Origin of the sequence: Lysobacter gummosus (assembly GCF_001442805.1) — a bacterium.
GTDB lineage: Bacteria > Pseudomonadota > Gammaproteobacteria > Xanthomonadales > Xanthomonadaceae > Lysobacter > Lysobacter gummosus.
In genome coordinates, this window is record NZ_CP011131.1 from 5,522,468 (window position 1) to 5,548,128 (window position 25,661).

24 protein-coding genes and 1 tRNA gene are annotated in these 25,661 nt (G+C 63.5%); 9 read left to right on the top strand and 16 right to left on the bottom strand.

The features are described from left to right. Positions 1 to 389: 389 nt before the first annotated feature. The 10 genes from LG3211_RS26100 to LG3211_RS22460 all read right to left on the bottom strand — a co-directional run bounded on the left by LG3211_RS26100 (position 390) and on the right by LG3211_RS22460 (position 10,398). Positions 390 to 917, bottom strand: a complete 528-nt coding sequence (locus LG3211_RS26100) for a hypothetical protein (protein WP_148649103.1) — start codon at positions 915 to 917, stop codon at positions 390 to 392. Between the two features lie 589 nt (positions 918 to 1,506). Then, positions 1,507 to 1,779 carry a hypothetical protein gene (locus tag LG3211_RS22430; protein WP_057944779.1) on the bottom strand — a complete coding sequence of 91 codons (273 nt, stop codon included), beginning with the start codon at positions 1,777 to 1,779 and terminating at the stop codon, positions 1,507 to 1,509. Between the two features lie 124 nt (positions 1,780 to 1,903). Further along, positions 1,904 to 2,323, bottom strand: coding sequence for a hypothetical protein (locus tag LG3211_RS22435; protein WP_057944780.1), 420 nt, complete (start codon positions 2,321 to 2,323; stop codon positions 1,904 to 1,906). Positions 2,324 to 2,394: 71 nt separating this feature from the next. Further along, entirely contained in the window at positions 2,395 to 2,700 is a 306-nt protein-coding gene (locus LG3211_RS22440) for a hypothetical protein (protein WP_057944781.1), read from the bottom strand. Positions 2,701 to 3,126: 426 nt separating this feature from the next. Beyond that, a complete protein-coding gene (locus LG3211_RS22445) occupies positions 3,127 to 4,023 on the bottom strand; it encodes an HNH endonuclease (RefSeq protein WP_187313083.1) in 897 nt (298 codons plus the stop codon). Positions 4,024 to 4,169: 146 nt separating this feature from the next. Further along, complete coding sequence (locus tag LG3211_RS22450) at positions 4,170 to 4,655, bottom strand: hypothetical protein (protein WP_057944783.1); 486 nt, start codon at positions 4,653 to 4,655, stop codon at positions 4,170 to 4,172. Between the two features lie 552 nt (positions 4,656 to 5,207). Beyond that, positions 5,208 to 5,729 carry a DUF4411 family protein gene (locus LG3211_RS25205; RefSeq protein WP_083512768.1) on the bottom strand — a complete coding sequence of 174 codons (522 nt, stop codon included), beginning with the start codon at positions 5,727 to 5,729 and terminating at the stop codon, positions 5,208 to 5,210. After that, positions 5,726 to 6,931: an ImmA/IrrE family metallo-endopeptidase gene (locus tag LG3211_RS25210; RefSeq protein WP_083512769.1), complete on the bottom strand. Its 1,206-nt coding sequence runs from the start codon at positions 6,929 to 6,931 to the stop codon at positions 5,726 to 5,728. Before LG3211_RS25210 ends, LG3211_RS25205 begins: the two co-directional genes overlap by 4 nt. A 773-nt stretch (positions 6,932 to 7,704) precedes the next feature. Continuing rightward, a tRNA-Ile gene (locus LG3211_RS22455) sits at positions 7,705 to 7,780 on the bottom strand. 218 nt (positions 7,781 to 7,998) lie between these two features. Next, positions 7,999 to 10,398, bottom strand: a complete 2,400-nt coding sequence (locus LG3211_RS22460) for a GH92 family glycosyl hydrolase (RefSeq protein ID WP_083512770.1) — start codon at positions 10,396 to 10,398, stop codon at positions 7,999 to 8,001. A gap of 264 nt (positions 10,399 to 10,662) precedes the next feature. Between LG3211_RS22460 and LG3211_RS22465 the strand changes: the two genes are divergently transcribed. From LG3211_RS22465 to LG3211_RS22485, 5 genes are all read left to right on the top strand, one after another. Continuing rightward, the gene (locus LG3211_RS22465) at positions 10,663 to 11,715 is read left to right on the top strand and encodes a LacI family DNA-binding transcriptional regulator (RefSeq protein ID WP_057944784.1); all 1,053 of its coding nucleotides are present in this window, start codon (positions 10,663 to 10,665) and stop codon (positions 11,713 to 11,715) included. Then, positions 11,712 to 13,010 carry a sugar MFS transporter gene (locus tag LG3211_RS22470; protein ID WP_057944785.1) on the top strand — a complete coding sequence of 433 codons (1,299 nt, stop codon included), beginning with the start codon at positions 11,712 to 11,714 and terminating at the stop codon, positions 13,008 to 13,010. The genes LG3211_RS22465 and LG3211_RS22470 overlap by 4 nt, the downstream gene beginning before the upstream one ends. Beyond that, positions 13,010 to 14,026, top strand: coding sequence for a carbohydrate kinase family protein (locus LG3211_RS22475; protein ID WP_057944786.1), 1,017 nt, complete (start codon positions 13,010 to 13,012; stop codon positions 14,024 to 14,026). Before LG3211_RS22470 ends, LG3211_RS22475 begins: the two co-directional genes overlap by 1 nt. Next, on the top strand, positions 14,023 to 15,237 hold the full coding sequence (locus tag LG3211_RS22480; protein WP_057944787.1) for an AGE family epimerase/isomerase: 1,215 nt from the start codon (positions 14,023 to 14,025) through the stop codon (positions 15,235 to 15,237). The genes LG3211_RS22475 and LG3211_RS22480 overlap by 4 nt, the downstream gene beginning before the upstream one ends. 165 nt (positions 15,238 to 15,402) lie before the next feature. Continuing rightward, a complete protein-coding gene (locus tag LG3211_RS22485) occupies positions 15,403 to 15,768 on the top strand; it encodes a nuclear transport factor 2 family protein (protein WP_057944788.1) in 366 nt (121 codons plus the stop codon). Positions 15,769 to 15,827: 59 nt separating this feature from the next. On the opposite strand, the gene LG3211_RS22490 is transcribed toward LG3211_RS22485, so the two are convergent. The 6 genes from LG3211_RS22490 to dtd form a co-directional block, all read right to left on the bottom strand. Further along, on the bottom strand, positions 15,828 to 16,334 hold the full coding sequence (locus LG3211_RS22490) for a hypothetical protein (RefSeq protein WP_148649104.1): 507 nt from the start codon (positions 16,332 to 16,334) through the stop codon (positions 15,828 to 15,830). Positions 16,335 to 16,427: 93 nt separating this feature from the next. Then, positions 16,428 to 16,919, bottom strand: coding sequence for a hypothetical protein (locus tag LG3211_RS22495; RefSeq protein ID WP_057944790.1), 492 nt, complete (start codon positions 16,917 to 16,919; stop codon positions 16,428 to 16,430). Between the two features lie 232 nt (positions 16,920 to 17,151). Then, a complete protein-coding gene (locus tag LG3211_RS22500; RefSeq protein WP_057944791.1) occupies positions 17,152 to 17,625 on the bottom strand; it encodes a hypothetical protein in 474 nt (157 codons plus the stop codon). 156 nt (positions 17,626 to 17,781) lie between these two features. Next, entirely contained in the window at positions 17,782 to 18,285 is a 504-nt protein-coding gene (locus LG3211_RS22505; RefSeq protein WP_057944792.1) for a hypothetical protein, read from the bottom strand. A 137-nt stretch (positions 18,286 to 18,422) separates the two neighbouring features. Further along, complete coding sequence (gene rpoD / locus LG3211_RS22510; protein ID WP_057944793.1) at positions 18,423 to 20,288, bottom strand: RNA polymerase sigma factor RpoD; 1,866 nt, start codon at positions 20,286 to 20,288, stop codon at positions 18,423 to 18,425. A 94-nt stretch (positions 20,289 to 20,382) separates the two neighbouring features. Beyond that, positions 20,383 to 20,823 carry a D-aminoacyl-tRNA deacylase gene (gene dtd, locus LG3211_RS22515; RefSeq protein WP_057944794.1) on the bottom strand — a complete coding sequence of 147 codons (441 nt, stop codon included), beginning with the start codon at positions 20,821 to 20,823 and terminating at the stop codon, positions 20,383 to 20,385. Positions 20,824 to 20,955: 132 nt separating this feature from the next. On the opposite strand from dtd, the gene LG3211_RS22520 reads away from it, so the two are divergent. From LG3211_RS22520 to LG3211_RS22535, 4 genes are all read left to right on the top strand, one after another. After that, a complete protein-coding gene (locus LG3211_RS22520; RefSeq protein WP_057944795.1) occupies positions 20,956 to 21,876 on the top strand; it encodes a lauroyl acyltransferase in 921 nt (306 codons plus the stop codon). A 29-nt stretch (positions 21,877 to 21,905) separates the two neighbouring features. After that, positions 21,906 to 23,429, top strand: coding sequence for a tetratricopeptide repeat protein (locus LG3211_RS22525; protein WP_057944796.1), 1,524 nt, complete (start codon positions 21,906 to 21,908; stop codon positions 23,427 to 23,429). Further along, entirely contained in the window at positions 23,426 to 24,094 is a 669-nt protein-coding gene (locus tag LG3211_RS22530; RefSeq protein WP_083512771.1) for a PH domain-containing protein, read from the top strand. Before LG3211_RS22525 ends, LG3211_RS22530 begins: the two co-directional genes overlap by 4 nt. A gap of 119 nt (positions 24,095 to 24,213) precedes the next feature. After that, complete coding sequence (locus LG3211_RS22535) at positions 24,214 to 25,653, top strand: PH domain-containing protein (protein WP_057945682.1); 1,440 nt, start codon at positions 24,214 to 24,216, stop codon at positions 25,651 to 25,653. Positions 25,654 to 25,661 lie beyond the last annotated feature (8 nt).

The following is a 25,661-nucleotide window of genomic DNA, read 5'->3' on the forward strand; positions in this document are numbered from 1 at the left end:
ATTAACTGCCCCTTGGGGCTGAGAGTTGGACGGACAACTAAGGCGTTGAGGGCTGGGCTCCGTACGTCGCGGAGCTCAGCCCTTTTAGTTTGATCTGATGCGACCCCAAATCTTCAACTATATGATCAGCCGGCTTCCGTCTCAAAGATGCCGGCCAACCACGCGTACTCTGAAGTCGCCGAGCACACGGCAACTCGCTGAGCAATACGGCGCCTCAGGCGGCTAAAACAAGAAGCCCCGCACTTGGCGGGGCTTCAACACTTCAATGCGGCGAGTCGAGACCCGCCTTACGCGGGTTCAAGTCAGGCAGGCCGTTCGACGCGCAGTTGGATAAGACGGTATTTACGTTGCTATAGGGCGGAATTCATTCCGCCTTACACGGGTTAAACTTACTGAAGTCCTGCCTCAATGGAAGCAGGTACCAGACTACATGCAACTACACTATTGGCTAGGCTTAATGCGGCACCATACCCCTTGGGATCAGCGCTTTCGAACTCAACACTGACCATGTTGCCAGAGTCATCGAAATCGGATACCAAAAGACTGCGCCTCCCTTCTGTTTGAATCACATGCACCGCCCGCCCTGGGGAGGAGGCAATCCTTTCTGAGGTTGAGTTCGGCTCAGTGCCGAATTTGCCAACAGCAATTTTCAACTCCGCGCCGTAAGCCAACAATTCGCCAACCGTGGGATAACCGCGCATACCATTACGAAGCGCGCCGCGAATGATGCCCGCGTCCTTTAGGCAAACTCCATAGTACGTGCTCACCGGATATAGGCTCGTCGAAAGCAACTCCCTGCTTGTCAGGCGGGTGCTCGCTGACCGCTCACCCTTAACCTCCTGATTATCAGAGTTAGGCTTGGTGCAACCAGACAGGAGCAACACGGCACCTATCACGATGTACTGGATCAATTGCATTCGCATTCCTCGACGTTCCACCTTTCAAGCAGTCTCGCTATATCCCACGCCGAAACGCTGAACGCAGGCACCGTGCTGTAATCAGTTCCCATTACTGTTGGCCTCTCTTTCCGGGGGGCCAAATTGTCAGGGTGCCCTAACAAATCATGTCCCACCTCGTGACCAAACGTGCTCCAATCGAAGCTGTTCCAATAATGACCTCCTTCTTACACACAACCTTTCCGTGTTTGTTGAACCGACAACTTCCCAACTTGCGAAAACAGCGGTGCCATACATGTACTCATGCGAGAGGTCAGATCCGCTGCACCACATGGGATATGGAGGAGAGTTGATCATGACGGGCCGACCAACAACTGCCAGAACCTTGTCCTCCGTTTCGCCGATTGAAATGCGTGAAACCCATTCTGAGTAATGAGCTACGTGATGCCACCACCAGCTTATGTATCCAGTAGCCGCAACTCCTAGAACCAGGGCGATCATCTTAGTAGCGAGTTTCACGTGCGATGACCCTCTATTTAGCGCTTAACGCCTGAGTTAAGCCGAGCCGTGAAGCGCCTTCAGTCGGAGAAAGACGCCAAATCCGAGCGCACTACCCGGAAAGCGCGGCCAGCACAATAATGCCAATGGATACGGCAGCCACGCTGAGGAGCAGCAGCCACTCACGGGTGTTGAAGTTTAGCAATGGGAAGCTGGTGGGATTAAAAAGAGAGCGTAAGACCGGCTTGCCAACCCGACGGTAGTGCAGAGCGAAGACAGCATTGCCCGCAACTACGGAGAAAGCGAAGAATAGAACTATGAGTGCAGTCTGGATGTCAGGCATGGCGGTGAAAGCTTCTTCAAATCGCTGCAGAACGTTTTGCATTTGGAGCTACCAGGATTTAGTGGACAGGAGCTAGCATCCGAGCTCGTGGCTGGGGTGGTAATCGCCACAAGGCTATTGCTGGGGCTCATTTGTGAGCCGCGAGACGGCTTCGGCTCAAACGGGCTCAGACCGGTGAAACTCCCACAAAAAGATTCATGGCTGCAATGTAACCAAAGGCGAGCACAGCAGCTCCTACACAGACATGCGCGATGTTGTGGGCCATTGCGCGAGATGCGCCGTCCGATTGGCGCTGGAACAGCATTGCCTTGTGTACCTGATAGAGCGCAGCGGCCGAGCCGACCAGGAGTAACACACCAAGAGTAAACGCCACCGGGTGGTTGGCGATGAGATACCCCTCAAGATATTTGCCGTGGTTCGCGACTGCAGCCTCCCACGTCGGCGGCAGCGACTTGCCATCGAGATCAAGGCTTGCGATTGGCTCGGCCGCAATAAAAGCGACGACCGTAACGAAGCCTGCGAACAGCGGGAACCACAGCGCCAATTCCAGGATGTAGATCAAAGGGAATTTGAACTTCTTGAGCATGTGGGGTCTCATCCTTGAATTAAGCCGAGCCGCGAAGCGGCTTCGGCTTGAATGAATTGCCAAGTGCGCGCTTAGTCACCGATGAACCAAATATAGGTATGCACCATCTCAGCTCCTTCCAACAGCCGCATGATGGCCTGTAGATGCTCACGTGGTCTTGCGTCAGTAATCTCAGGTAACAATAGACGCAGCTCCATTAGTAGTACGGAAAGCTGTTGCTGATTGAAGCAGGCATCCCCCGCTGGATCAATATACCGTAGACAGACACTGCTGGATTGGCGGTAGAAAACTCTACTGAGCTTGCTGAGCGCGCCGTTATCTTCGACGACCCCGAGAACTTTCCCTTGTTCATCTTTCCAAAAGACATCTATGCCCATACATGCACCTAATGCCTGAATCGAGGCGAGCCGCGAAGCGGCTTCGGCTTGGATGAATTGTCAGCCCCGCTTGGTGAAGCGAACAGGCGGACGACTGGAGTCGCTCCCTTCTGGAGCCATTTCAGGCGCAGGGCGAATCTGCCAGCCTTGTTCCGATGCCCACTGCTTGAGCTGATTGTGCTCGATCAGTGGGCTGTCAAACGATTGTGGGTTTGGCTCAACCGAAGGGAATGCTAAAGCGACTTGTGCATAAGGCACAACGAGGTCGTTCCCTCCGCACTCATTCAAATCCCTTTCTAATACGGAAAGCCATCTCGGCGCGTTGCTCCGCCACCTTTCCCGTTTTTCAGTCATATCGAACTGTCCATTCAACGTTAACGCCCGAATAGAGCCGAGCCGCGAAGCGGCTTCGGCCTGAATAAGTTATTAGACCTCCACCCGCTCCTCGCCAAAATGAACATCTCTGCTCCCACGATCAATCTTAAACTGGGCTAATCCTGGGTAGGGGCGCGCAGTACGTTCTGCGTCGTGATACTCAACCCGGTATGTCGTGTAGGAAAGGTCCATGAGTGGGCCGCTTTGAACTAGTACAACCCCCTCCTGAGATCGATAGCTCGGCATCAGGCCATCGCGAACTGATGAGAATACATAGTTGATGGATCGCGTCAGCTCCAGCATCAGGTCGCACACGAGCGCGACGTGGTAGTCAAAGCTATCGCCAAGTTTCCGATAGAGGACTGGGTCCCATTGCGGAATCTTGTAGAACTTCTCCGTCTGAAACGACGTTTCCCACCTGGGCGCGGCATGCTCTTTGAAAGTCATGCAGAAGTCCTGAGCGACAAGCCGGAAATTGACAAAGGCGGACTCAATAGCAGGATATCGTCCTGGCCAGTGCCTTGAGAGAAGCCAGGCTCTTATATCTTCAAGCGCTTGGAGGAGTTCCTTATCGATCGACGGCTGGCCGTTACACAGAATTGGAGAGGCACGGTTAAGCCAATTGTCAAGATCAATGCGCAACGCCCAGTCATCGGTGATCCCTGCATAGAATTCGTCATCGCGCTGTTTCGCAGTGTCGAATCCTAGCTGGCTTCTTACCCAGTCTTCATGAGTTCTTCTGAGGGTGACGAGTCTCTCAACCGAGAAGGCAAGGTACTGATCGTCGATCTGCTTGTGATGTATGTTGCATAAGAGGATCAAGTTTGCGTACTTGTCACGCTGCTCCTGCGTTAGCGGGGAATCGCCACGAGGGCCATCCTGGCTGGAAGCAACAATGTGACATGCCTCTCCAACAACTGATTCATCGTCCGTCTCACTTGCGTCCATAACCAGCTCATTGCGACAGATTGCGCACCTGTTCGCGGCCCGTCCCCACAGCATCTTTTGCGTCTTTACAGAAATCGACATGATCTGCAGAGGTCCGATGTCTAAGTTGTGCCGAGCCGCGAAGCGGCTTCGGCTTGAATGAATTGTTAGGCCTCACCCGTACCCTGCTTATTGCGGCCTTTGGCATCAAAGTTTTTGATGCATGCCAAGCACGGAAGATTCAAGTATGAGAAGAGCTGGAAGTAGGTTGATATTGCTAGATCGATAGCATCATGGGCCTCTTGCTCGGCGTCAAAGTCTACGGCTTCGTCTTTCCTGCCTCGCTTATGCTTGACCGAGTTTTTGGCATCGAACATGCGGTTATGAATCCACCTTTCCGCTCCGGCTCGTTCTTCGGGCGAGGCCGGCGAGGAAAAGGTAAGAAAGGCATCCTTAAATTGGTCGGCTGCAGCCCTTTGACCGTTGGACGCCGAAGGTGGCATCGCTCGAACGTAGACAGCGAGCACTTCCTCCGCAGCACCTCCAAGGTGCAGAGCCGCGTAATACGAGTCGCCACGCATATAGAGCTCGATTGCTCGCTCCAGAAGCTCCAGCGCGACTGTGTACTTTGGAACGATTGCGAAAGTGTTCATGCGAGGTCAGCCGCCTAAATTGGGCCGATCCGCGAGCGGCTTCGGCTTGAGTCAGCAGGAACAGATAGAGCGTCTATGAAACCCGGGCGATTCAGCTCGCGGACGGCCTCACCGCCATTGGGGCCAGGTTTCGGGACCGCGGCCTAGTGGCATGCGCACCAGCCCAAACGACGGCGCTGCTGGTACTCAGAAGGGCAGTTACCTCGGCTATCGCCGCTCTCAGACGGCCGACGCCCACAGTGCGCGATCATGGGGGAAGCCTGCAACTTTCTGGCTGCTGCGGCCAAAGAGCATCGGAACCACACCTAGTAGCAGTGCGGTGCCTAAGCGTGGCTGTCGTCGAGGACTTCAAGTGCAGCATCTGCTGTGGGTCGGCGCGGATCCCGCAGAGGTCGGCCCGGCGGCGACATGCACTTTGCTGCTGTTGCCGCTCATTTGGTGACTGGGGCGACCGCCGTCGGCGCCGTTAGGATTGGCTAGCTGCAACTCAAGTCATGCACGACCGTTCCACAGCAAAAGAATCGGCCGGCGCGGGGTTCCGGAATTGCTCAGCTAAAACTTCTTCTTCCAGTTTGTCGAGAAGTTCAGTGCAACCAGCATGTCAAAAGGGGTGCAGCTAATCGCGCCAACTCGGTCGCAGGCATCCGGGATAGTGCGTTTGTGGGGAGCGCTCTCACTGCCCGCCTTACCTTCAAGTGTCACAACGCGTCGCAGATCGGCCGCACTCAACGCGTGAGCGATTAGAAACGGGTCGCGTGCAATCTTTTGCGTGTCAACATCTGTCAAATTAGGGCCGTATCCCACATCGAGAACGTGCTGGACTAGGTCAATGTCGACCGCGCTAGGCAGGAGAATGTTCTTCTTATTTTCTGGTGTGTTTACCCAATCATACAGGGCATCATTTTCACCATCATTGGTGCCGGCCTTGAGCTCTTCAAATATCTCAATCGGCATCTTCACGGCCCCAGATGCGCAGTGGTGCGCTAACCACGCCCAGAATTCTGGAACCCACTCAAATCTATAATAGGTTCTGGCGGCGCTTATCAAAACGTTGGCATCAACAAGATAGATCATGCCGCGCGACCTATTGTACTCAGTAAGGTGGCGACATTCCGTGGGGCCACCCCCAGCACGCGGCCGGCCTTAGTAGGGGTAATATTGCCCTCTAGTAGTCCGCGATTAATCGCCCGCATCAAGCCTTGCCCCACCCTATGCCGTTTGACGACGTAGTAGCTTGGGCCGGATTTTTTAGCCTTGGCGCGCGCTTTCTTTTCTTCCCTGGCTACTAGCCATTCCCGCTTGAAGCGATCAGCTAAAGTGGTCCAATCGTTTTCTGTAAGAATTTTCGCGCGAAAGAGGCGGTAGGTAACCAGCGCGCGACTGAGGTTTCGCGCGAGTGCAAACTCCGTAATGACTCTTGCCGCATCGTCGATGCTGGAATTTCCAGGCAGCACCAATGTAGCCAAATCGTCTGGTGGAAGTAACATTCCGCTTGCGACATCGTTGCAGAATTTCTCGATCGCGCCCTCTAGCATGCCTCCACTTACCCCAGTCTCGCCAAGGCCTATATGGCAAAGCTCATGCAACAATGTGAAGACCCATGCAGAATGGGCATCTTTATCGTTGATAACTATAAAAGGTGCGATCGGATCAGAAAGTGCATACCCCCTAAACGCATTCGGGCTTATTGTAGAAGTGTGGTGGCCCAAGTCGCCTATCAGAAGAACAAACACGCCGCTGCGCTCCACCAAGTCGCGAACGTACTGAAACGCGGAATCGACATCAGGCTTGGCGCGGAATAACCCCAGATCAAAGCCGATCAGCTTGGATAGCTTAGATATTGTTCCAATCAAGCCATCTTTATTGGATAGCGCTCCGGTGACAACGTTGCTCTCGTGGTCTTCACGCTCTAAGAGGTCGCGCAATAGGGATTGACGAGCTTTAACGTCGCGAATAAGTGCATCGATTTGCGGCTCTTCGTCCGTGGACTTCTCTGGGGTCGTTCGAAAATCCGCACCCCGGTCCTCTTGTACAGGGGGAGAGCGTAAATAAAAAGAAATGAGTGGCCGGTGGTAGACTTTTGCCATCCGCACGAGGAGTGGGCGTGTGGGATCATCCTCTCCTTCCTCGAGCCGTTTAAGACGGTCTGCGCTAGCGGATTTCTTTGTTGCGCCAAGGCCTATTTTCTTGGCGGCACGTTCTACCGAGAGGCCGGAAGATTCTCTGGCCCACCTCAAAATTGCGGGATTTATCTTGCCCATATGCTGAGCCTGCATTTGTTCGCGCTCCCTCGCATTGTACAGATGCCATGTAGGAAGACGTAAATTAGCCTTCGCAACGGCCACGCTGGCTTAAGGTTGATCCCATCCACCATGCCTCCTTGGCGAAATCTATGTTAATCGGATGCCGCGCGGCAGACACAATGAGGATTGAGACTCTCACCGCCCGCGACGGCCGGTCGCAGCCCGTGAGATCGCTGGACCTGCCATGCCGTGCATGGCCACCGCAATGCATACGCCGCTTACGCTTGGGCCAACTCGGCCCAAAACGACTTCAAGGATCGCGCACATCATCGTGCTGGAGCGGTAGGCCTGGGCCGCGGTGGCGGCTGCCGCGCAAGTAGGCCGACGGCTGGGGAGCCTGCACCGGACTGTACCTGCGCCATTTCGGCATCGGCCGCTGCGTCAACATGCGCAGCCAGTCCGAGGCGGTTCGGTGGATGGCGCGGGTGGGCGACCCGGTAGACGACTCTCCATCTCCGCGCCTGTGGTTTCGGAGAGTGGGCGTGGCGTTCTGGTTGACCTGTTGATCGCCGAAAAACTCGCAAAAAAGTCCACGGCTAACCCATTGATTTACAAGACCCAAAAAAACAGGCCTTTGGTTCCGAGACCACAGGAAGGGAGAAGGAGAGGAAATATCGGGCTATTTCCGGGTCGAAACCGGCCTTGCGCCGACTCTCCGAAACCACAGGCTATTGCAGAAATAGCCGGAAATAAGGCGTTTTTTCGTATCACTGCACGGGGTCAAAAAACGGTTCGACGCGGCACAGTGGTGGGCCCACCAGGATTCGAACCTGGAACCAAAGGATTATGAGTCCTCTGCTCTAACCGTTGAGCTATAGGCCCGCGCGAGCGCAGATTCTAATGGTTGCGAGGGGCGGGCGTAAGCCGCGGGCGGCGCGGACGCAAGGGCCGGGACGAATTTCCCGGCCGTTTCTGTGGCGGATCTGTGCACTTGCGAGCCCGTGCAACATGAGAGGCCGGCCGGGCAAGACCGCGACCGGCCGGCTCTGCGTGGATCGACTCAGCGATCGACTCGCATCGATTCCTTTATCGCTCCACCCTCACCGCCCTGCACTCATCGAATACGGCCGCAACTTAGGATCACTGGCCCATTGCTTGTTCGGCTGCGCCTGCATGGTGAAACGCAGCTCTCCACCGGCGACGATCTCTTCGTGGCGCAGGAAGCTGCGATTCAACGGCTGCCCATTGAGCGTCGCCGACCCGATATAAGTGTGCCCTTCGTCCAGGCCCTCGGCGATCACGCTGAAGCGCTTGCCGTTAGGCAGGTTGAGGGTGGCGCGCGGCAGGAACGGCCGGCCGATGGCGTATTCGTTGCTGGCCGGAGCCACCGGGTAGAAGCCCAGGGCGGTGAAGACGTACCAGGCCGACATCTGGCCGAGGTCGTCGTTGCCGGCCAGGCCGTCGGGGCGTGGGGCGTATTGGGTCGCCATGATCTGCTTCAGCCGCTCCTGGGTGCGCCAGGGCTGGCCGGCGTAGCCGTACAGATAGGCGACGTGGTGGCTGGGTTCGTTGCCGTGGGCGTACCAGCCGATCAGGCCGGTGATGTCTTCCATGTGCTCGAAGATTTTCGGATCGACCTTGGCGTCGAAGACTTGGTCGAGCTTGTCCACCAGCTTGGCGTCGCCGCCGAGCGAGCGGCTCAGGCCGGCGACGTCCTGCGGCACGTACCATGAGTATTGCCAGGCGTTGCCTTCGGTGTAGTCGCTGCCGTAGCCGCTGACGGTGGGGTCGAAGGGCTCGCGGAAGCTGCCGTCGCGCTTGCGCGCGCGCATGAATCCGGTCTTCGCGTCGAAGGCGTGTTTCCAGTTGCCGGCGCGTTTTTCGAACGTCGCGGCGATGTCCCTGCGGCCCATATCGGCGGCCACCCGCGAGATCGTCCAGTCGTCGAACGCGTATTCGAGCGTCTTCGACGCCGCCTCGCCTTCTTCGTCGATCGGCACGTAGCCCAGCTCCATGTACTGGGCGATGCCGTCGTACGGGCCGTAGCTGGCGCTGGCGACCATGGCGTCCAGCGCTTCCTTCGTGTCGTAACCGCGGATGCCTTTCATGTAGGCGTCGGCGATCACCGGCACGGCGTGGTAGCCGACCATGCACCAGGTTTCCTGCCCGTGGAAGGCCCACACCGGCAGGATGCCGTAGGGGCTGTCGCGACGCGAAGCCAGCAGCGAATTGACGAAGTCGTTGTTGCGTTGCTCGGGCTGCACCAGGGTCAGCAGCGGATGCAGCGCGCGATAGGTGTCCCACAGCGAGAACGTGGAGTGATAGCGAAAGCCCTTCGCTTCGTGCACGGCATTGTCCGGGCCGCGGTAACGGCCGTCGCTGTCCATGAACAGGCTCGGGCCCATCAGCGTGTGATACAGCGCAGTGTAGAAGCTCTTGCGCATCGGTTCGGGCGCGTCGGCGTCGATCGCGGACAAGGCCTGCGACCAGCTCTCGCGCGCCTTCGCGCGCACGCCGTCGAAATCGAAGCCGGGTACTTCCGCGTCCAGATTGGCGATGGCGCTGTCTTCGCTGACCGGCGAGATGGCGACCTTGACGATCAGGTCCTTGCCCTCGGCCTGCTTGAAATCGAAGCTGCCGACGATCTGCCGGCCTTCGATCTGCGCGCGCTTGCTCGGATCTTTTTCGCCCGGCGGCGGGAAGCCTTTGTAGACGACATCGGCCTCGGTGTCGTTGAAGCTGTGGCCGCTGAGCGGACGCGAAAAGCGCATCGCGAAATACAGTTGTCGGCCCGGCGCCCAGCCGCGGGTTTCGCGCAAGCCGGTGACGGTGCCGTCGGCGCGCAGGCGCAGGCGCGACCACAGCACCTTGCCGGGGTAGTCGTACATGCTCGTGCGCAGGTCGATCAGCACGTGCGCGGCCTGCCCTTTCGGGTAGCGATAGCGATGCACGCCGACGCGCTCGCTGGCAGTGAGTTCGGCGCGGATCTTGTAGTCGTCGAGGGTGACCGCGTAATAGCCGGGCTGCGCCACTTCGTTGTCGTGGCGGAAGCTGGAGCGATAGCCGCTGCGCGCGATCTTGGAGTCGCCGCGTTCGAGCTTGACCTCGCCGGCGATCGGCATCAGCAGCACGTCGCCCAGGTCGGAATGGCCGGTGCCGGAGAAGTGCGTGTGCGAGAAGCCGACGATGCTGCTGTCGCTGTAGCGATAGCCCGCGGCCCAGCCGTAGGCCTCCTTGCGCGGCTTGATCTCGGTGTCGGGGCTGAGCTGGATCATGCCGAAGGGCACGGTCGCGCCGGGGAAGGTGTGACCTTCGCCGCCGGTGCCGATGAAGGGATCGACCGCCTCGAAGGCGCGCCGGCCAGCCTCGCCCGCGGGGGCGGCGACGGCGCTCCAGGCGCAGAGGCCGAGCGCCAGGGCACCGATCCGGCGCAACCAGGGTCGGGCGTAGGTCGCGCGCGGGGCGCCGGGGGCGATAGAAGGCTGGGTCGGCCGGGTCATCCAGGGCACTCCGTCTGATACAAAGCGGGGGAAGGCTGGGAACAGGGGAAGCGGCCGGCCGTCGCTGGGTTTTGCGCGGGCCGACACTTTTAGATCGTTCTAAATCAGGGCAAGCTAACACGGGCCCCGGCCGCGTTCATGCTGCATTGCAGAATGCAGGGACGGGGCCTAAGCCGCAGGATGACGGCATTTAGAACGATCCAAAAGCACGCGACCACGCCCTGCCATGCGTCCCGACCGTCCATTGTTTGCGAGGTGTCATTGATGAACGACGCGCCCGCCCCCCGAGGCCGGGTCACCCTGGCCGATATCGCCCGGGCCTGCGGCCTGTCGCGCGCGACGGTTTCGCTGGTCCTGCGCGGCAGCCCGCTGGTCCATTCCGACACCCGCGCCCGGGTCGAAGCCGAGCTCAAGCGCCAAGGCTACGTCTATCACCGAGGCGCCGCCAATCTGCGCCGCAAGGTGTCCACCGGCGTGGCCCTGGTGATCAACGACCTGTCCAACCCGTTCTTCGCCGAATTCGCCGCCGGCGTGGACGAATGGCTGGCCACGGCCGGCTTCGTCACCTTGCTGGGCAGCACCAACGAGTCGGTCGAACGCCAACAGGCGGTGCTGACCTCGCTGATGGAGCACGATCCGGCGGGCATCATCCTGTCGCCCGCCGAAGGCAGCGACGGGGCGCGGGTGCGCCAGCAGATCGGCGAACGCACGCCGGTGCTGGTGTTCAACCGCGAGCTCGACGGCACCGCGTGGGACTTCCTCGCCCTGGACAACACCCACGGCGCGCGTCTGGCGACGCGGCATCTGCTCGATCGCGGCCATCGCCGCATCGCCTTCTTCGGCGGCCATCGCGATTCGTCCTCGTGCCGGCAACGCCGCCAGGGCTATCGCGAGGCGCTGGCCGAAGCCGGGGTGGAGCCCGAGCCGCAGTGGCTGGTCGAATGCGCCCCCACTCGCCTTGAAGCCGCGCAGCAGACCGGCGCGCTGTTCGTGCGCGATCCGGCGCCGACCGCGGCGGTTTGCTACAACGACGCGGTCGCGCTCGGGCTGATGGCCGGACTGGTGGCGCGCGGACGCCGCGCCGGCGGCGACTTCGCCGTGGTCGGATTCGACGACATTCCCGAAGCCTCTGTCGCCTCGCCCACGCTCACCACGATCGCGGTCGATCCGCGCGCGCGCGGCCGCCAGGCCGCCGAATTGATCCTCAAGCGTCTGCGCGAACCCGAGCTGCCGCACGCCCACACCGTTGCCCCCGTCCGGCTGCAGGCACGCAGCAGCAGCGAGGTGCTTGTTCCGCCGCCCGGAGAGTCCGCATGAGTCGTCGCGACATGTCCTACACCGCCGCGCTCGCGGTGGTGACCATCATCTTCTTCACCTGGGGCGGACTGACCAGCCTCAACGACGTGCTGATCCCGCATCTCAAAGCCGTGTTCCAGATGAACTACGCGCAGTCGATGCTGATCCAGTCGACCTTCTTCGGCGCCTACTTCCTGATGTCGCTGCCGGCCAGCAAGGTGGTGGCGAAGTTCGGCTACAAGAACAGCATCGTGATCGGCCTGATCGTCGCCGCCATCGGCGCGGCGATGTTCTTTCCGGCCGCGCGCATTCCCTCGTATCCGCTGTTCCTGGGCGCGCTGTTCGTGCTCGCCAGCGGCATCACCCTGCTGCAGGTCTCGGCCAACCCCTACATCAGCCTCCTCGGCGATCCGGCCGGCGCACCCAGCCGCCTGAACCTGGCGCAGGCGCTCAATTCGCTGGGTACCACGGTGTTTCCGTACGTGATCGGCCCGCTGATCCTGTCCGGCACCGTGCTCACGCTGGACGAACTGGCGGCCAAGCCGGTCGCCGAGCAGATCGCCTACCGCGCGCACGAAGCCGCGTCGGTGCAGATGCCGTACATGATCATCGCCGGCTGCCTGCTGCTGCTCGCGGTGTTCGTCTACACCATGCGCATCCCGTCGCTGGTCGAGGCCACCGAGAGCGCCGATCCGGTGCATCACAGCTTTACCGAGGTGCTGAGCCAGAAGCATCTGTTCTTCGGCGTGATCGCGATCTTCGTCTATGTCGGCGCCGAGGTTTCGATCGGCAGCTTCCTGATCAACTACATCTCCGCGCCCGAGATCGGCAACCTCGATCACGCCATCGCCAGCAAGTACCTGGCGTATTACTGGGGCGGCGCGATGGTCGGCCGCTTCATCGGCGCGGCGCTGTTGCGCGTGGCCGATGCGCGCAAGCTGCTGGCCCTGTTCGCCGTCGCGGTGATCGCGCTGCTGGCGGTGACGATGTCCACCAAGGGTTCGATCGCGATGTACGCGGTGCTGTCGATCGGCCTGTTCAACTCGATCATGTTCCCGACCATCTTCACCATCGCCATCGAGCGCCTCGGCCCGATGACCAGCAAGGCCTCCAGCCTGCTGATCATGGGCATCGTCGGCGGCGCGGTGATTCCGCTGGCGCAGGGCGCGCTGTCGGACGTCATCGGCGTGCAGCACTCGTTCGTGATTCCGCTGGTGTGTTACGTCTTCATCGTCTGGTACGGCCTGAGCGGTTCGCGCATCCGCGCAGGACAAGGCCAGCACACCAGCACGCAAGCTTCAGGAGTGATGCATTGATGTCCGCTGCACCGCCGGCCGCCGCCGCCGCCGCCCACGCCGCCATCGTCTGCTTCGGCGAGGCGTTGATCGATTTTCTCGCACGTCCGGCCACCGCCGCGGGCGAGCCGCGCCATTTCGTCGAATACGCCGGCGGCGCGCCGGCCAATGTCGCCGTCGCCGCCGCGCGCCTGGGCGGCAACGCACGCTTCCTGGGCATGCTGGGCCAGGACATGTTCGGCGATTTCCTCGCCGAGCAGTTCGACCACTATGGCGTGGACACGCGCCACATCCTGCGTACGGATGAAGCCAAGACCGCGCTGGCCTTCGTTTCGCTCGACGGCGACGGCGAGCGCAGCTTCAGTTTCTACCGCCCGCCCGCCGCCGACCTGCTGTTCCGCGATTCGGACTTCCGCGCCGACAGTTTCAACGGCGCCGGCGTGTTCCACGTGTGCTCCAACAGCCTGACCGAAGAAGCGATCGCCGCGACCACGCTGGCGGGCATGCGCCGCGCGCGCATGGCCGGCGCGCTGGTGAGCATGGACATGAATCTGCGGCCGTCGCTGTGGCCGGCCGACGTCGACCCCGCGCCGCGATTGCTGGCGGCATTGCTGGAAGCCGACCTGATCAAGCTGTGCGGCAGCGAGTTCGAATTCCTCGCCCGCCACCTGGGCGGCGAAGAAGCCGCCTTGCAGCGGCTGTGGCACGGATACGCGACCTGCGTGCTGATCACCGACGGCGCCACCCCGATCCGCTGGTTCACCCGCACCCGCCGCGGCGAAGCGGCGACCTTCCGGGTCGCGCCCAGCGACACCACCGGCGCCGGCGATGCGTTCGTCGGCGGCCTGTTGCAGCGCCTGGCCAGTCTGGGCGTGAGCGCGGCCAATTTCGCCGATTTCCTGCAGCGCGAAGACGACTTCGTCGGTGCGCTGCGCTATGCCGCCGCGGCCGGCGCGCTCGCCACGACCCGCCACGGCGCGTTCGCGGCGATGCCCAGCGCGGCCGATGTCGAACGACTGATGCAGGAACAATCATGAATCTTCCGTTGCACCCGCTGCCCGATTTCCGCGATGCCGAAGTGTTGCGCGCGCACGTCCAGGACACGATGGCGTTCTACGACCCGGTCGCGCTCGACCCGGACGGCGGCTTCTTCCATTACTTCCGCGACGACGGCACGGTGTACGAGGCCTCGCACCGTCACCTCGTCAGCAGCACGCGTTTCGTCTTCAACTACGCGATGGCGGCGATCGAGTTCGGCCGCGACGATTACCGCGAACGCGCCCGCCACGGCCTGCGTTATCTGCGCGAGAAACACCGCAACGCGCAGACCGGCGGTTACGCCTGGACGATCCGCGACGGCGCGCCCGAAGACCGCATGAACCACTGCTACGGCGGCGCGTTCGTGCTGCTGGCCTATTCAACCGCGCTCAAGGCCGACATCGCCGAAGCCGCCGCGTGGATGGACGAAACCTGGGAGCTGCTGGAAACGCGCTTCTGGGAGCCGCAGCACGGCCTGTACCGCGACGAAGCCGACGCCGACTGGAACTTCAGCGATTACCGCGGCCAGAACGCCAACATGCACATGTGCGAGGCGATGCTGGCGGCGTTCGAGGCCTCCGGTCAGGCGCGCTATCTCGACCGCGCGCTGACCCTGGCGCAGAACATGACCCAGCGTCAGGCGGCGAAGGCCGACGGCCTGGTGTGGGAACACTACGATCGCGACTGGAACATCGACTGGGATTATCACCGCGACGATCCCAAGCACTTGTTCCGCCCCTGGGGTTTCCAGCCCGGCCATCAGACCGAATGGGCGAAGCTGCTGTTGATCCTCGATCGCCACCTGAGCGCGCGCGGCGACGCGCCGGACTGGCTGGTGCCGACGGCGCGGCATTTGTTCGACGTCGCCATCGCGCGTTCGTGGGACGACGAATTCGGCGGGCTGGTCTACGGCTTCGCGCCGGACGGCTCGGTCTGCGACGACGACAAATACTTCTGGGTCCAGGCCGAATCGCTGGCGACCGCCGCGCTGCTGGGCGCGCGCACTGGCGACAACCTGTACTGGCAGTGGTACGACAAGCTGTGGGCATATGCGTGGCAGCACATGGTCGATCATCGCTACGGCGCGTGGTATCGCATCCTCGATCGCCACAACCGCAAGTACGACGACGAAAAGAGTCCGGCCGGCAAGACCGATTACCACACCATGGGCGCGTGCTTTGAGGTGATGCGCCTGTTGCGGGCGGGCTGATTCGCCCGCGTTGCCGTTGCCGGTCCTCCCGGCCGGCGGCGCAACGCCGCATTCATTCGCCGCCGGCGCGGCATGACGCCCGTCATGCCGCGACGCTGACGCGCGTACGCGGCGCGCTAACGTACCCAGGCCTATTCTGCCGGCTCCTTTCACCGGAGGGTGGGCATGGACATTCAACAGATCGCCGATCGTTACGTCGCCTTGTGTCGCGAAGGCAAGCACGAACAGATCACCCGCGAGCTTTACGCGGAAGACGCCTCCAGCGTCGAGGCACCCGGTCACGAAGACGGCCCCCTGGGCAATGTCAAAGGGCGCGAGGCGATCCTGGCCAAAGGCCGCGCGTTCCAGGACGACGTGATCGAAGTGCACGGCAGCTGGTGCAGCGATCCGGTCGTCGGCGGCAACTGGTTCAGCCTCGCGATGAGCATCGATGCGACCTACAAGAGCATGGGCCGCATGCCCATGGCCGAAGTCGCGGTGTATCAGGTGCGAGGCGGCAAGATCGTGCACGAGCAGTTCTTCTACGGCTGAGTCGTTCGGCGCGGAGCCGGACTGCGGGATCGCTGCGGCGGTCTCGCGGCCCGCATCGATCAGCGCATCGAGGTCACGCCGGCCCAGATCGCGCCCATCAACAGCGCGCTGACCGGCGCGACCAATAGCGCGAGCACCGGCAACAGCGCCACGGCGATGACCAGGGCGAGTACGTTCGAGGCCATCGGCCGGCCGGCGCGCATGCGTTGTTGGATCGCTTTGCCTTGCAGCAACGCCGCCAGCGCCGTCATCAGCAGCGGTTGCGCCAGCCACGCACCCAGCCATAACGGCACCGGCGCGATATGCAGGATGCGCGAGCCGATCAACAACGCGGTCAGCATCGCTGTCGTCAACACGGGACCGATCAACAAGGCCACCGCCCACGCGGTGCCGCGCTGCTTCTGCGCGGCGTAGTTCAAGGCGATCACGACGGTGCCGGCGAAGACGCTGCCCACGACGCTGGCCAGAGCGATCGCGGGCAGGCCGAACATGCCGCGCTCTTCGTCGGCGGCATCTGGCCGCTGGATATTCGCGGCGGGCGGGCGATACGGATCGATGTCGCTCACTGCATCGTCTCCCGATACGGACGCGACATTATCCGACGACGCGATCGGCGCAGCCATTCGCTTCGACCGGCGGATGCATGAAAAGCGACCGGCTCACGCCGAAGATTCGACCAAGCCGATCACGGTGAACGTCAACATCAGGATCAACGGAAACATGACCGCGAACAGCACGAACGCCAACGCGACCAGCACCGCGTGCCACAGCGACCGCGCCGGCACGCCCGCGGCCGCCTGCGCGCGGATCGCGCCGCCTTGCGCCCAATCGGCGAACAGGCAGGCCGCCGCCGGCAGCAGCACCAGATAGCTCAACACCACGGTGATGCGCTGCGCGCCCTGCGCGTTGAACACGTAGCCGAGCGCGCTGATGGCGGCGAACGCCAGCACCGGCACGATCACCAGCCGCAGCACCCAGGCCGTGCCGCGCCGGCCCAGCGCAACGTAGTTCATCGACATCAGCCAGACGCCGGCCAATACGCTGCCGATCACGCTGGCCACGGCGATGGCGATCAGGCCGAACAAGGGCCGGTTGTGCGCGGTCGCGCCGTCTTTGCCGTCCGGCGCCCGATAGGGACTGGGTCCATCCATTCGCCATCTCCGTCATCTATCGAGCGCGAGGGTCGCGTATGCGCGTGGCCACAGCGCGATTGGCGCGCGGGAAGCACGCCGCCGCTTGCCTTCACCGAGCATACCCGTCCCGGCAGAACGAAACCGGCCGATGCAGCACCTGCTCCGACTGGACGCCTTCGACGCAACACCTTCGACGCAGCGGTACGACTCGACACAGCAGATCGCTCGCGCAGCCCGCGAGCGACCCGGCTCAGCTCATTTCGAAACCGAATCCGTAGATGGCGATGGCGACCAAGCCCAGCAGCGCCGCCAACAGCACCAGCGCGACCAGCACGCCGACACCGGCGGCGACCCAGTTGGAACGCATCGGCAATCCAGCCGAGACCCGCGCGGCGATCGTGTCGCCCTGGGTGTGCTTCATCCAGTAACCGACCGCGAGCATCTGCGGGATCAGATAGACGATGCCGGGCACCTGCTCGGGCAGCAGCATCGACAGCGCCACCACCACGACCATGCCCGCCAGCCCAGCCCAGCGCACCTTGCGCGCCAGATCGAACTGGCCCAGCGCGGCGTGATTCATCGCCAGCACCCAGCCGCCGGCGAGCGCCGACCCCAGGAAGGTCGCGACGTAGATTCCGCTGGTACGGAACAAGGGGCGGCCGGTATCGGCGACCGCGTCCACCACGGCGGCGGCGGGGGCTTCGTAGGGGTTGTTTGAGTCCATTCCTTGCTCTCCTGATAGTCCTCGCGTGATTACGCGAGATAGATATTGGTATCCCGACTAACCGCCCGGCGGCCGGACGTTGCCTTCGTGCGTGACAGATCGTCCCGATTGTGCGTGCCAAAACCTTCAGCAATGCCACACCGACGCACCGTCACTTCACCTACCTGTAATGACATGCGAACCAAGGGCAAACAGCACCAGCCACAACACCAGCGTTACCCAAACTCCAGCGATCAAGCCCGCGCTTACTAACCACGAACGCATCGGCAACTTGGCGCGATAACGGGCATTCAATTCCTTGCCCTGCAAACAATAAGCCAGGGCGCCGACGACCATCGCCTGGATCAGCGTCGATATCGTCATGTCCATCCATGCGAACCTGCTGTCGTGGTTGTAGCTCAACAGCAGCAGCGCATAACTGAGCACAACGACGGCTGGCGCGACCAGCGCGAACACTGCAATCCGTAACACCCAAGACAGCCGTTTTCTGCCATGAGCCGCGTAGTTCAGCGCGATCATGAGCAAACCGGCGACCGAGGTCGCAAGCACCGTGGCGACGATGATCGTTCCGAGGTTGAACCACGGCCGCTGCGGATCGAGCGCCGGATCGCGGAAGCTGGCGGTGGGAGCCACCGCGCGGGTATAGATACCTTCGTCCATGACGCCGTGTCCGTCTGGCGGCGACGCGGCCGCGACCGGACGATACCACCGCCAGCCACGGCTTTGAATGCGCGCCCCAAAACGCAACAGGCCCCGCGAACGGGGCCTGTTGCTTGCTACTCACGCAGTCGTCGAGATCAATCGATATCGAGGAAGCTGCGCAGTTGTTCCGAGCGGCTCGGATGACGCAGCTTGCGCAGCGCCTTGGCTTCGATCTGGCGGATACGCTCGCGGGTCACGTCGAACTGCTTGCCGACTTCCTCAAGGGTGTGGTCGGTATTCATGTCGATGCCGAAACGCATGCGCAACACCTTGGCCTCGCGCGGGGTCAGGCCGGCGAGCACGTCGCGGACCGTCTCGGAGAGGTTGATGTTGGTGGTGGCTTCGACCGGGGACTCCACGTTGGTGTCCTCGATGAAGTCGCCCAGGTGCGAGTCTTCGTCGTCGCCGATCGGAGTTTCCATCGAGATGGGCTCCTTGGCGATCTTCATGACCTTGCGGATCTTGTCCTCGGGCATGTCCATTTCTTTCGCAAGCTCTTCCGGCGTGGCCTCGCGGCCGTACTGCTGGAGCATCTGGCGCGAGATGCGGTTGAGCTTGTTGATCGTCTCGATCATGTGCACCGGGATACGGATGGTGCGGGCCTGATCGGCGATCGAACGGGTGATGGCCTGACGGATCCACCAGGTGGCGTAGGTGGAGAACTTGAAGCCGCGACGGAATTCGAACTTGTCCACCGCCTTCATCAGGCCGATGTTGCCTTCCTGGATGAGGTCGAGGAACTGCAGGCCGCGGTTGGTGTACTTCTTCGCGATCGAGATCACCAGGCGCAGGTTGGCCTCGACCATTTCCTTCTTGGCCTTGCGCGCCTTGGCTTCGCCGTAGGCCATCGCGCGGCTGATTTCCTTGATATCGTTCAAGGTCAGCAGCGAGGCTTGTTCGATTTCGATCGTCGCCTGCTGTTCGGCGATGATCTGATCCTTGACGTCGCGCAGGCCCGAGGACCACTTCTGCTTGCGCTTGAGCAGCTCGTCCACCCATTCCAGATTGGTCTGGTTGCCTTCCCAGGCGCGGATGAAGTCCTTGCGCGGCATCTTGGCGACGCGGGTCGCCAGATCCAGGATCTTGCGCTCGTGGTCCTTGATCGAGCCGACCACTTCGCGCAGGTTGCGCACCAGGCTGTCGGTCAGGGCGAGCGGCAGCTTCAGGGTGACGAACACCGCGGCGATGTCTTCGCGCAGCTTGGTGACGGTCTTGTGCCCGGCACCGTTCTTGGCGCCGGCCTTGAGGAACTTGCCGTGCAGGTCGGCGATGGTTTCCATGCGCGAAGCCACTTCGACCGGGTCCGGGCCCGAGGTGGTTTCTTCCGCATCGGCGTCGTCGCCGGCGGCTTCGACTTCTTCGTCGTCGTCCGCGTCGGCATCGACGTCGGCCACCACCACCGGCGGCGCCGGCGGTTCGGGTTCTTCATCGAGGTGATCGTTGAAGCCGACCACGATCTCGGCCAGGCGCTTCTTGCCGGCCTTGTGGGTTTCGTAGTCTTCCAGGATCAGCTGGATGGTGGACGGGAACAGCGCGAGCGAAGCCTGGACCTGGTTGAGGCCTTCTTCGATGCGCTTGGCGATGGCGATTTCGCCTTCGCGGGTCAGCAGCTCCACCGTGCCCATTTCGCGCATGTACATGCGCACCGGGTCGGTGGTTCGGCCGCCTTCGCCGTCGAGTGCGGTCAATGCCGCCGCCGCTTCTTCAGCGGCGGTGTCATCGACTTCGCGGTTACCGGTATTGCCGTCGGCGAGCAGCAGCGTTTCGGCATCGGGGGCAACTTCGTGCACCTCGATGCCCATGCCGTTGATCATGCCGATGATGTCTTCGATCTGCTCCGCATCGACGAGATCGTCGGGCAGGTGATCGTTGACCTCGGCATAGGTCAAATAGCCCTGCTCCAGGCCCTTGCTGATCAGGAGCTTGATATCGGACGGAGGGGGCTGACGTTCGTTGGCCATGGGCTGCGCCACCGCGCTATTGAGGGTAGGGAACGCTCCAGTATATCAGGTCCGGGCGGCCCGGCCGGGACTACGCGGCGGGGCAGCGGTCGGATCAGGACCGGAGGAGAAAGGTGACCGGGCCGTCGTTGACCAGGCTGACGACCATATGGGCGCCGAACCGGCCGGTTTCCACCCCCGCGGGGTGACGTTGCCGGCAGGTTTCGACTAAACGGTTGAATATCGGTTCAGCCAGCCCCGGGGCGGCGGCCGTGCTGAAGCCCGGACGCATCCCGCTGCTGGTGTCGGCGGCCAGGGTGAACTGGCTGACCAGCAACAGCCCCCCGCCGGTATCGGCCAGGGCCCAGTTCATGCGTCCGGCCTCATCGGCAAATACACGGTATCCGAGCAGCCGTTCGGCCATGCGCGTGATCTGGGGCTCGCCGTCGCCCGGTTCAACCCCGACCAGGGCCAGCAGGCCCGGGCCGATCGCGCCGACGGTTTCGCCCTCGACCACCACGCGGGCCTGGGTCACGCGCTGGATGAGGCTGAGCATGCGGCGGCGATCGCGATGTGTCTGGGAACATCATTGTAAAGCCTGCATCGCGCCGGCTTCTGCGCTCTACCGTCAGCGAACCGGTTCAAGCGGCGGCGCGGGCGCGCAAACCGCAGCGGCTACACTCGCGGCATGACCCGATTCGCCGCCCGCCTGCTGTACTTTTTCGCCGGACTGATCGGCCGCCTGCCCTGGTCCTGGCAGATGCGGCTGGGGGATGCCATCGCCGCCCTGTGGCAGCGCCGCGACGCGCGCGAAAGCCGGGTGGTCCGGGTCAATCTGGCGCTGGCCTATCCCGAGCTGCTGGCGGCCGAACGCGAGCAGTGGCAGCGCGCGATCATGCGCACCACTGCCCGGCAGGCGGTGGAAACCCTGCGCCTGTGGACCCGGCCGCATGCGGAAAATCTGCGCCTGCTGCGCGAGCAACACGGGACCGAGCTGTTCGACGCGGCCCTGTCCTCGGGCAAGGGCCTGATCGTGGCCGCGCCGCACTACGGCAACTGGGAACTGCTGAATCAGTGGCTGGCCTGGCGCACGCCGCTGGCGATCCTGTACCGGCCGCCGGAGTCGGCGGTCGGCGAGGCCTTCCTGAATCTGGTCCGCGCCGATACCGACGCACAACGCGTGACCCAGGTACGCGCCGAAGGTGCCGCAGTGCGCCAGTTGTGGAAGCGGCTGAGCGCCGGCGGCGTGGTCGGCATCCTCCCCGACCAGCAGCCCAAGGCCGGCGACGGCGAGTTCGCGCCGTTCTTCGGCGTACCGGCGCTGACCATGACCCTGCTCGGCCGCCTCGCCGAACGCACCGGCGCGACAGTGCTGTTCGCCTACTGCGAACGCATCGACACCCACACGGACAATCCCGGCTTCGCGCTGCGCATCGAGGCCGCGCCCGCGGGCATCGCCGATGCCGATCCGCAGCGCGCCTGCGACGTGCTCAACGCCACGGTCGAGCGCATCGCGCGGCGTGATCCGGCGCAATACCAGTGGACCTACAAACGCTATACGCTGCGTCCTTCCGGCAACGGCGAAGACAATCCTTATCGGAGCGGATAGGGCGCCCGCCGGCTTCGACAAGGATGCACATGCGATCGCACCGGCCCACTTCCGCACGACTGATCCGTCCCTTTCTGCTCGCCGCCGGCCTGTCCGCGGCCCTGCTGGGCCTGCCCTCGCCGCCCGCCGCGGCCGCCGAATCGGTCGGCGCCACCGCCTCGGCCGAGGAACAGGCCGCGGTCAACGCGGTCGCCGGAACCTGGACCCGCTACACCGGCCAGATGGAGCGCCATGACCCGGCCGCCGCCGACGCGATCGCCGAATCGACCGTGCGCCACTACGCCTTCCTGCGCGATGCCGCGCTGTACGCCTCGCCCGAACAATTGCAGCGCCTGCCCGCCGCCGACCGCCTCACCGTTTACGGCCTGCGCGCGCGCCACGGCGCCGACGCGCTGGCGGCCTGGGACGGCCGCCGCACCTACCGCGAATGCGTCGGCCTGAGCCTGTGCGATGCACCGATGGCGCTGTCGCCCAGCGGCGGCACCTATCCGATGCTGAGCCACGTGGCGATCATCGGCGCCGACCGCGCGCTCGGCGAAATCAAGCCGCAGACCAACAAGCGCTACGCCTTCGGCCCGGAGTTCGTGCGCGAGGACGGGCGCTGGAAAGTCCGCCCGGAACGCAACGCCGAGCAGTTGTCCGAGCTGATGAACGTGCTGTCCGAACAGGCCGGCGGCGAGACCGGGATGATGCAGTTCCTGCTCGGCACCTCGTTCGGCGCGCAGTACACCGCTGCGCCGCTGGACACGCTGAAACAGCCCTTGCGCGACGATGCCGCCGCGCGCGGCCGCCTGGACGGCCAGTGGCCCGACTACGCCGCTATCCGCGAGACGGTGCTGGCCGCGCTCGCGCGCAAGGCCGAGGACGGCGAGCCGCTGGCGCAGTTCATCTACGGCCATGCGCTGTACTCCGGTGATACCGAGCGCAAGATCGCGCCGGACAAGGAACGCGGCCTGGCGATGATGCAGCGCGCCAGCGATGCCGGCCATGTCGATGCCTCGGTGGTCCTGGCCCAGACCATGCTCGACACCGGTCCGGAGCAATCGTTTTCGAGCGTGCCGGCGACGACGCTGCGGCGCGCGCTGCCGTACATCCGCAGCGGCGCCGACGCCGGCGACGTGTGGTCCATGACGATCTATGCGCAGTTGCTGCAGGACGGCGCGGCCGGACTGGCGCGCAACTGCACCGAATCCGCCGACTGGCGGCGCAAGGCCGAAGAGGCCGGGCTGGAGTTCGCCCGCAACGACCGGGTCTGGGTGCTGGCGACCTGCGCCGAGCCGAGTCAGCGCGATCCCAAGCAAGCCCTGGCGCTGGCCCAGCCGATGATCAAGCAGCGCGCCAAGCTCAGCAGCGGCAACCTGGACACGGTCGCCGCCGTCTACGCCGCCAACGGAAACTTCGCCCAGGCCGTGCGTTTCCAGCAGCTTGCGATCAAGCGGCTGGAGCCGGACATCGACGCGCGCGATCGCGAACGCATCCACGAACGCCTGAGCCTTTATCAGCAAAGACGCGACTACACTGAGCAGGAAACCTCTTTCACGGTCGAGCGATGACACCTGTTCCGCCGCAACGCGACGACACCCACGCAGCACCCGCGCCGGCCACGGCGGACGCCACCGCATCGCCTCGCGACGATGCCGACGAAACCGCGGACAGCGCCGGGCCGCACACGCAGCCGTCGCGCGATCAGGACGCACCTGAGCGCGAACCGCGCGATGCCGCACCGGCCGCCGCGGCGACACCCAACAGCGACTGGCAACGCCTGCCCGCGCGCGCGATCCCGCTGTGCACGATCGACATCAGCCTGGCGCTGGCGCTGGTAGCCGGCATCGCCGGCACCGTGTTGGGCGTGCTGGTGATCGGCAAGTTCGTCGCCCTGGCCAGCGGCCTCACCGGCGCGTTGTTCGGCGCCGGCGTCGGCATGTGGATCGGCTTCCGCCGCTATCGCAACACCTTGTGGCGCCTGGACGAACACGGCTTCGCGGTGCGCCGCGGCGTGGCCTGGCGGCGCGAAACGCTGGTGCCGCTGGCGCGCGTGCAGCATCTGGACCTCAAGCACGGCCCGCTGCAACGCATGCGCGGGCTGGCGACGCTGGTGGTGCACACCGCCGGCACCCGCCACAGCGCGGTGGCGATCGATCATCTCGACGCCGACGATGCCCAGCGCCTGCGCGAACGCCTGGGCCGCCAGCTCGATCACGAGGACGACGAGGCCTGATGAGCGCGTCCGAGTTCGATCGCCCGTCCGCCGATCCGCATCGCCCGCCGGCCGCCGCCGCGGGCACGCACGCGAACCGGCCCGGGGCCGAACCGGTCGCCGACCGCCGCCTGCATCCGATGTCGTGGTTGTTCGTGCTGATCCAGCACCTCAAGCAATACATCGTGCCCTTGCTGGTGCTGGTGTTCGTCGGCCGCGGCGACCGCAACGAGCTGTGGTCGCTGGTCGGCGTGGCGCTGCTGGTGCTGGCCGCGCTGTGGCGGTATGCGACTTATCGCTACGGCGTCGGCGCCAGCGGGCTGGTGGTGCGCAGCGGTTTGTTCACCCGCAACCTGCGGGTGATTCCGTTCGTGCGCATCCAGAACGTCGCCGTGCACCAGACCGTGCTGCACCGGTTGTTCGGCGTGGCCGAAGTGCGATTGGAATCGGCTGGCAGCAAGGAACACGAAGCGCAGATGCGCGTGCTAAAACTGGCCGACGCGATGGCGCTGGAAACGCTGGTGCGCCGGCGCGGCGACAGCCCGGCCGAAGCGGCGGAAGAACGCGTGGACACCCTGCTGCGGCTGTCGCCGCTGGAAGTGCTGCGGCTGGGACTGGTCTCCAACGGCGGTCTGGTGCTGGCCGGCGCCGGCCTGGCCGCGGCGATGCAGATGCTGCCCGACGTCAACGGCCGCATTCCCGAACGCGCGCTGCGCCGCGGCGCCAACTGGCTGCTCGGCCAGCTTGGCGGTTATCAACTCGACGCGCTCGGCTACGTGCTGCTGGCCGCGGGCGCGATCGCCTTCGTCGCCGCCGCGCTGAAGCTGCTGTCGGTGACCCTGGCGCTGCTGCGTTACTACGGTTTCGAACTCAGCGAACAAGGCCGCCAGCTCACCGCCGAGCGCGGCCTGCTCGGACGCTGGCGCACCACCGTGCCGCGCCGGCGCATCCAGGCCTGGATGCTGGAGGAAGGCCTGCTGCACCGGCTGGTCAAACGCCGCCGGCTGGCGGTGGACACGGTCGGCGCGGACGGGCATGAGGAAGGCCGCGCGCTCAAGGAGCTGGCGCCGATCGCCACGCCCGCCGCCTGCACCGCGCTGGTCGACCACCTGCTGCCGCGCGCGGGCTGGGACGCGCTGCATTGGCAGCCGCTGCCGAAAGCGGTGTGGTGGCGGATGTTCCTGCCCGACGTGCCGTGGACCTTGCTGGCGACCTTCGCGCTGTACTGGCAGGTCGGCGGCTGGTGCCTGCTCGCCTTGCTGTGGCTGCCGTGGGCGGCGTTCAAGGCGCAGCGGCGCGCGCGCCGGATCGGCTACGCGCTCAACGGTGAACTGATCGCGGTGCGCGAAGGCTGGTGGCATCGCTACTGGCGCTTCGCCGAACTCGACAAGCTGCAGGCCTTGCAGATCACCCGTTCGCCGATCGACCTGCGCTGCGGCACCGCGACCTTGTGGCTGGACACCGCCGGCGCCACCGCGATGGGCCCGGCGTTGCGCATCCGTTTCCTGCCGGAACACGAAGCGCGGCGGATCTACGAACGATTGTCGGCGTCGCTGGCGAAGCGGCCGCTGCGCTGGTGACGGCGGCG

Coding starts and splice junctions, on each gene's coding strand:
- LG3211_RS26100 (WP_148649103.1), bottom strand. CDS start 917: ATGCAATTGATCCAGTACATCGTGATAGGTGCCGTGTTGCTCCTGTCT.
- LG3211_RS22430 (WP_057944779.1), bottom strand. CDS start 1,779: ATGCAAAACGTTCTGCAGCGATTTGAAGAAGCTTTCACCGCCATGCCT.
- LG3211_RS22435 (WP_057944780.1), bottom strand. CDS start 2,323: ATGCTCAAGAAGTTCAAATTCCCTTTGATCTACATCCTGGAATTGGCG.
- LG3211_RS22440 (WP_057944781.1), bottom strand. CDS start 2,700: ATGGGCATAGATGTCTTTTGGAAAGATGAACAAGGGAAAGTTCTCGGG.
- LG3211_RS22445 (WP_187313083.1), bottom strand. CDS start 4,023: ATGGACGCAAGTGAGACGGACGATGAATCAGTTGTTGGAGAGGCATGT.
- LG3211_RS22450 (WP_057944783.1), bottom strand. CDS start 4,655: ATGAACACTTTCGCAATCGTTCCAAAGTACACAGTCGCGCTGGAGCTT.
- LG3211_RS25205 (WP_083512768.1), bottom strand. CDS start 5,729: ATGATCTATCTTGTTGATGCCAACGTTTTGATAAGCGCCGCCAGAACC.
- LG3211_RS25210 (WP_083512769.1), bottom strand. CDS start 6,931: ATGCAGGCTCAGCATATGGGCAAGATAAATCCCGCAATTTTGAGGTGG.
- LG3211_RS22460 (WP_083512770.1), bottom strand. CDS start 10,398: ATGACCCGGCCGACCCAGCCTTCTATCGCCCCCGGCGCCCCGCGCGCG.
- LG3211_RS22465 (WP_057944784.1), top strand. CDS start 10,663: ATGAACGACGCGCCCGCCCCCCGAGGCCGGGTCACCCTGGCCGATATC.
- LG3211_RS22470 (WP_057944785.1), top strand. CDS start 11,712: ATGAGTCGTCGCGACATGTCCTACACCGCCGCGCTCGCGGTGGTGACC.
- LG3211_RS22475 (WP_057944786.1), top strand. CDS start 13,010: ATGTCCGCTGCACCGCCGGCCGCCGCCGCCGCCGCCCACGCCGCCATC.
- LG3211_RS22480 (WP_057944787.1), top strand. CDS start 14,023: ATGAATCTTCCGTTGCACCCGCTGCCCGATTTCCGCGATGCCGAAGTG.
- LG3211_RS22485 (WP_057944788.1), top strand. CDS start 15,403: ATGGACATTCAACAGATCGCCGATCGTTACGTCGCCTTGTGTCGCGAA.
- LG3211_RS22495 (WP_057944790.1), bottom strand. CDS start 16,919: ATGGATGGACCCAGTCCCTATCGGGCGCCGGACGGCAAAGACGGCGCG.
- LG3211_RS22500 (WP_057944791.1), bottom strand. CDS start 17,625: ATGGACTCAAACAACCCCTACGAAGCCCCCGCCGCCGCCGTGGTGGAC.
- LG3211_RS22505 (WP_057944792.1), bottom strand. CDS start 18,285: ATGGACGAAGGTATCTATACCCGCGCGGTGGCTCCCACCGCCAGCTTC.
- rpoD (WP_057944793.1), bottom strand. CDS start 20,288: ATGGCCAACGAACGTCAGCCCCCTCCGTCCGATATCAAGCTCCTGATC.
- dtd (WP_057944794.1), bottom strand. CDS start 20,823: ATGCTCAGCCTCATCCAGCGCGTGACCCAGGCCCGCGTGGTGGTCGAG.
- LG3211_RS22520 (WP_057944795.1), top strand. CDS start 20,956: ATGACCCGATTCGCCGCCCGCCTGCTGTACTTTTTCGCCGGACTGATC.
- LG3211_RS22525 (WP_057944796.1), top strand. CDS start 21,906: ATGCGATCGCACCGGCCCACTTCCGCACGACTGATCCGTCCCTTTCTG.
- LG3211_RS22530 (WP_083512771.1), top strand. CDS start 23,426: ATGACACCTGTTCCGCCGCAACGCGACGACACCCACGCAGCACCCGCG.
- LG3211_RS22535 (WP_057945682.1), top strand. CDS start 24,214: ATGTCGTGGTTGTTCGTGCTGATCCAGCACCTCAAGCAATACATCGTG.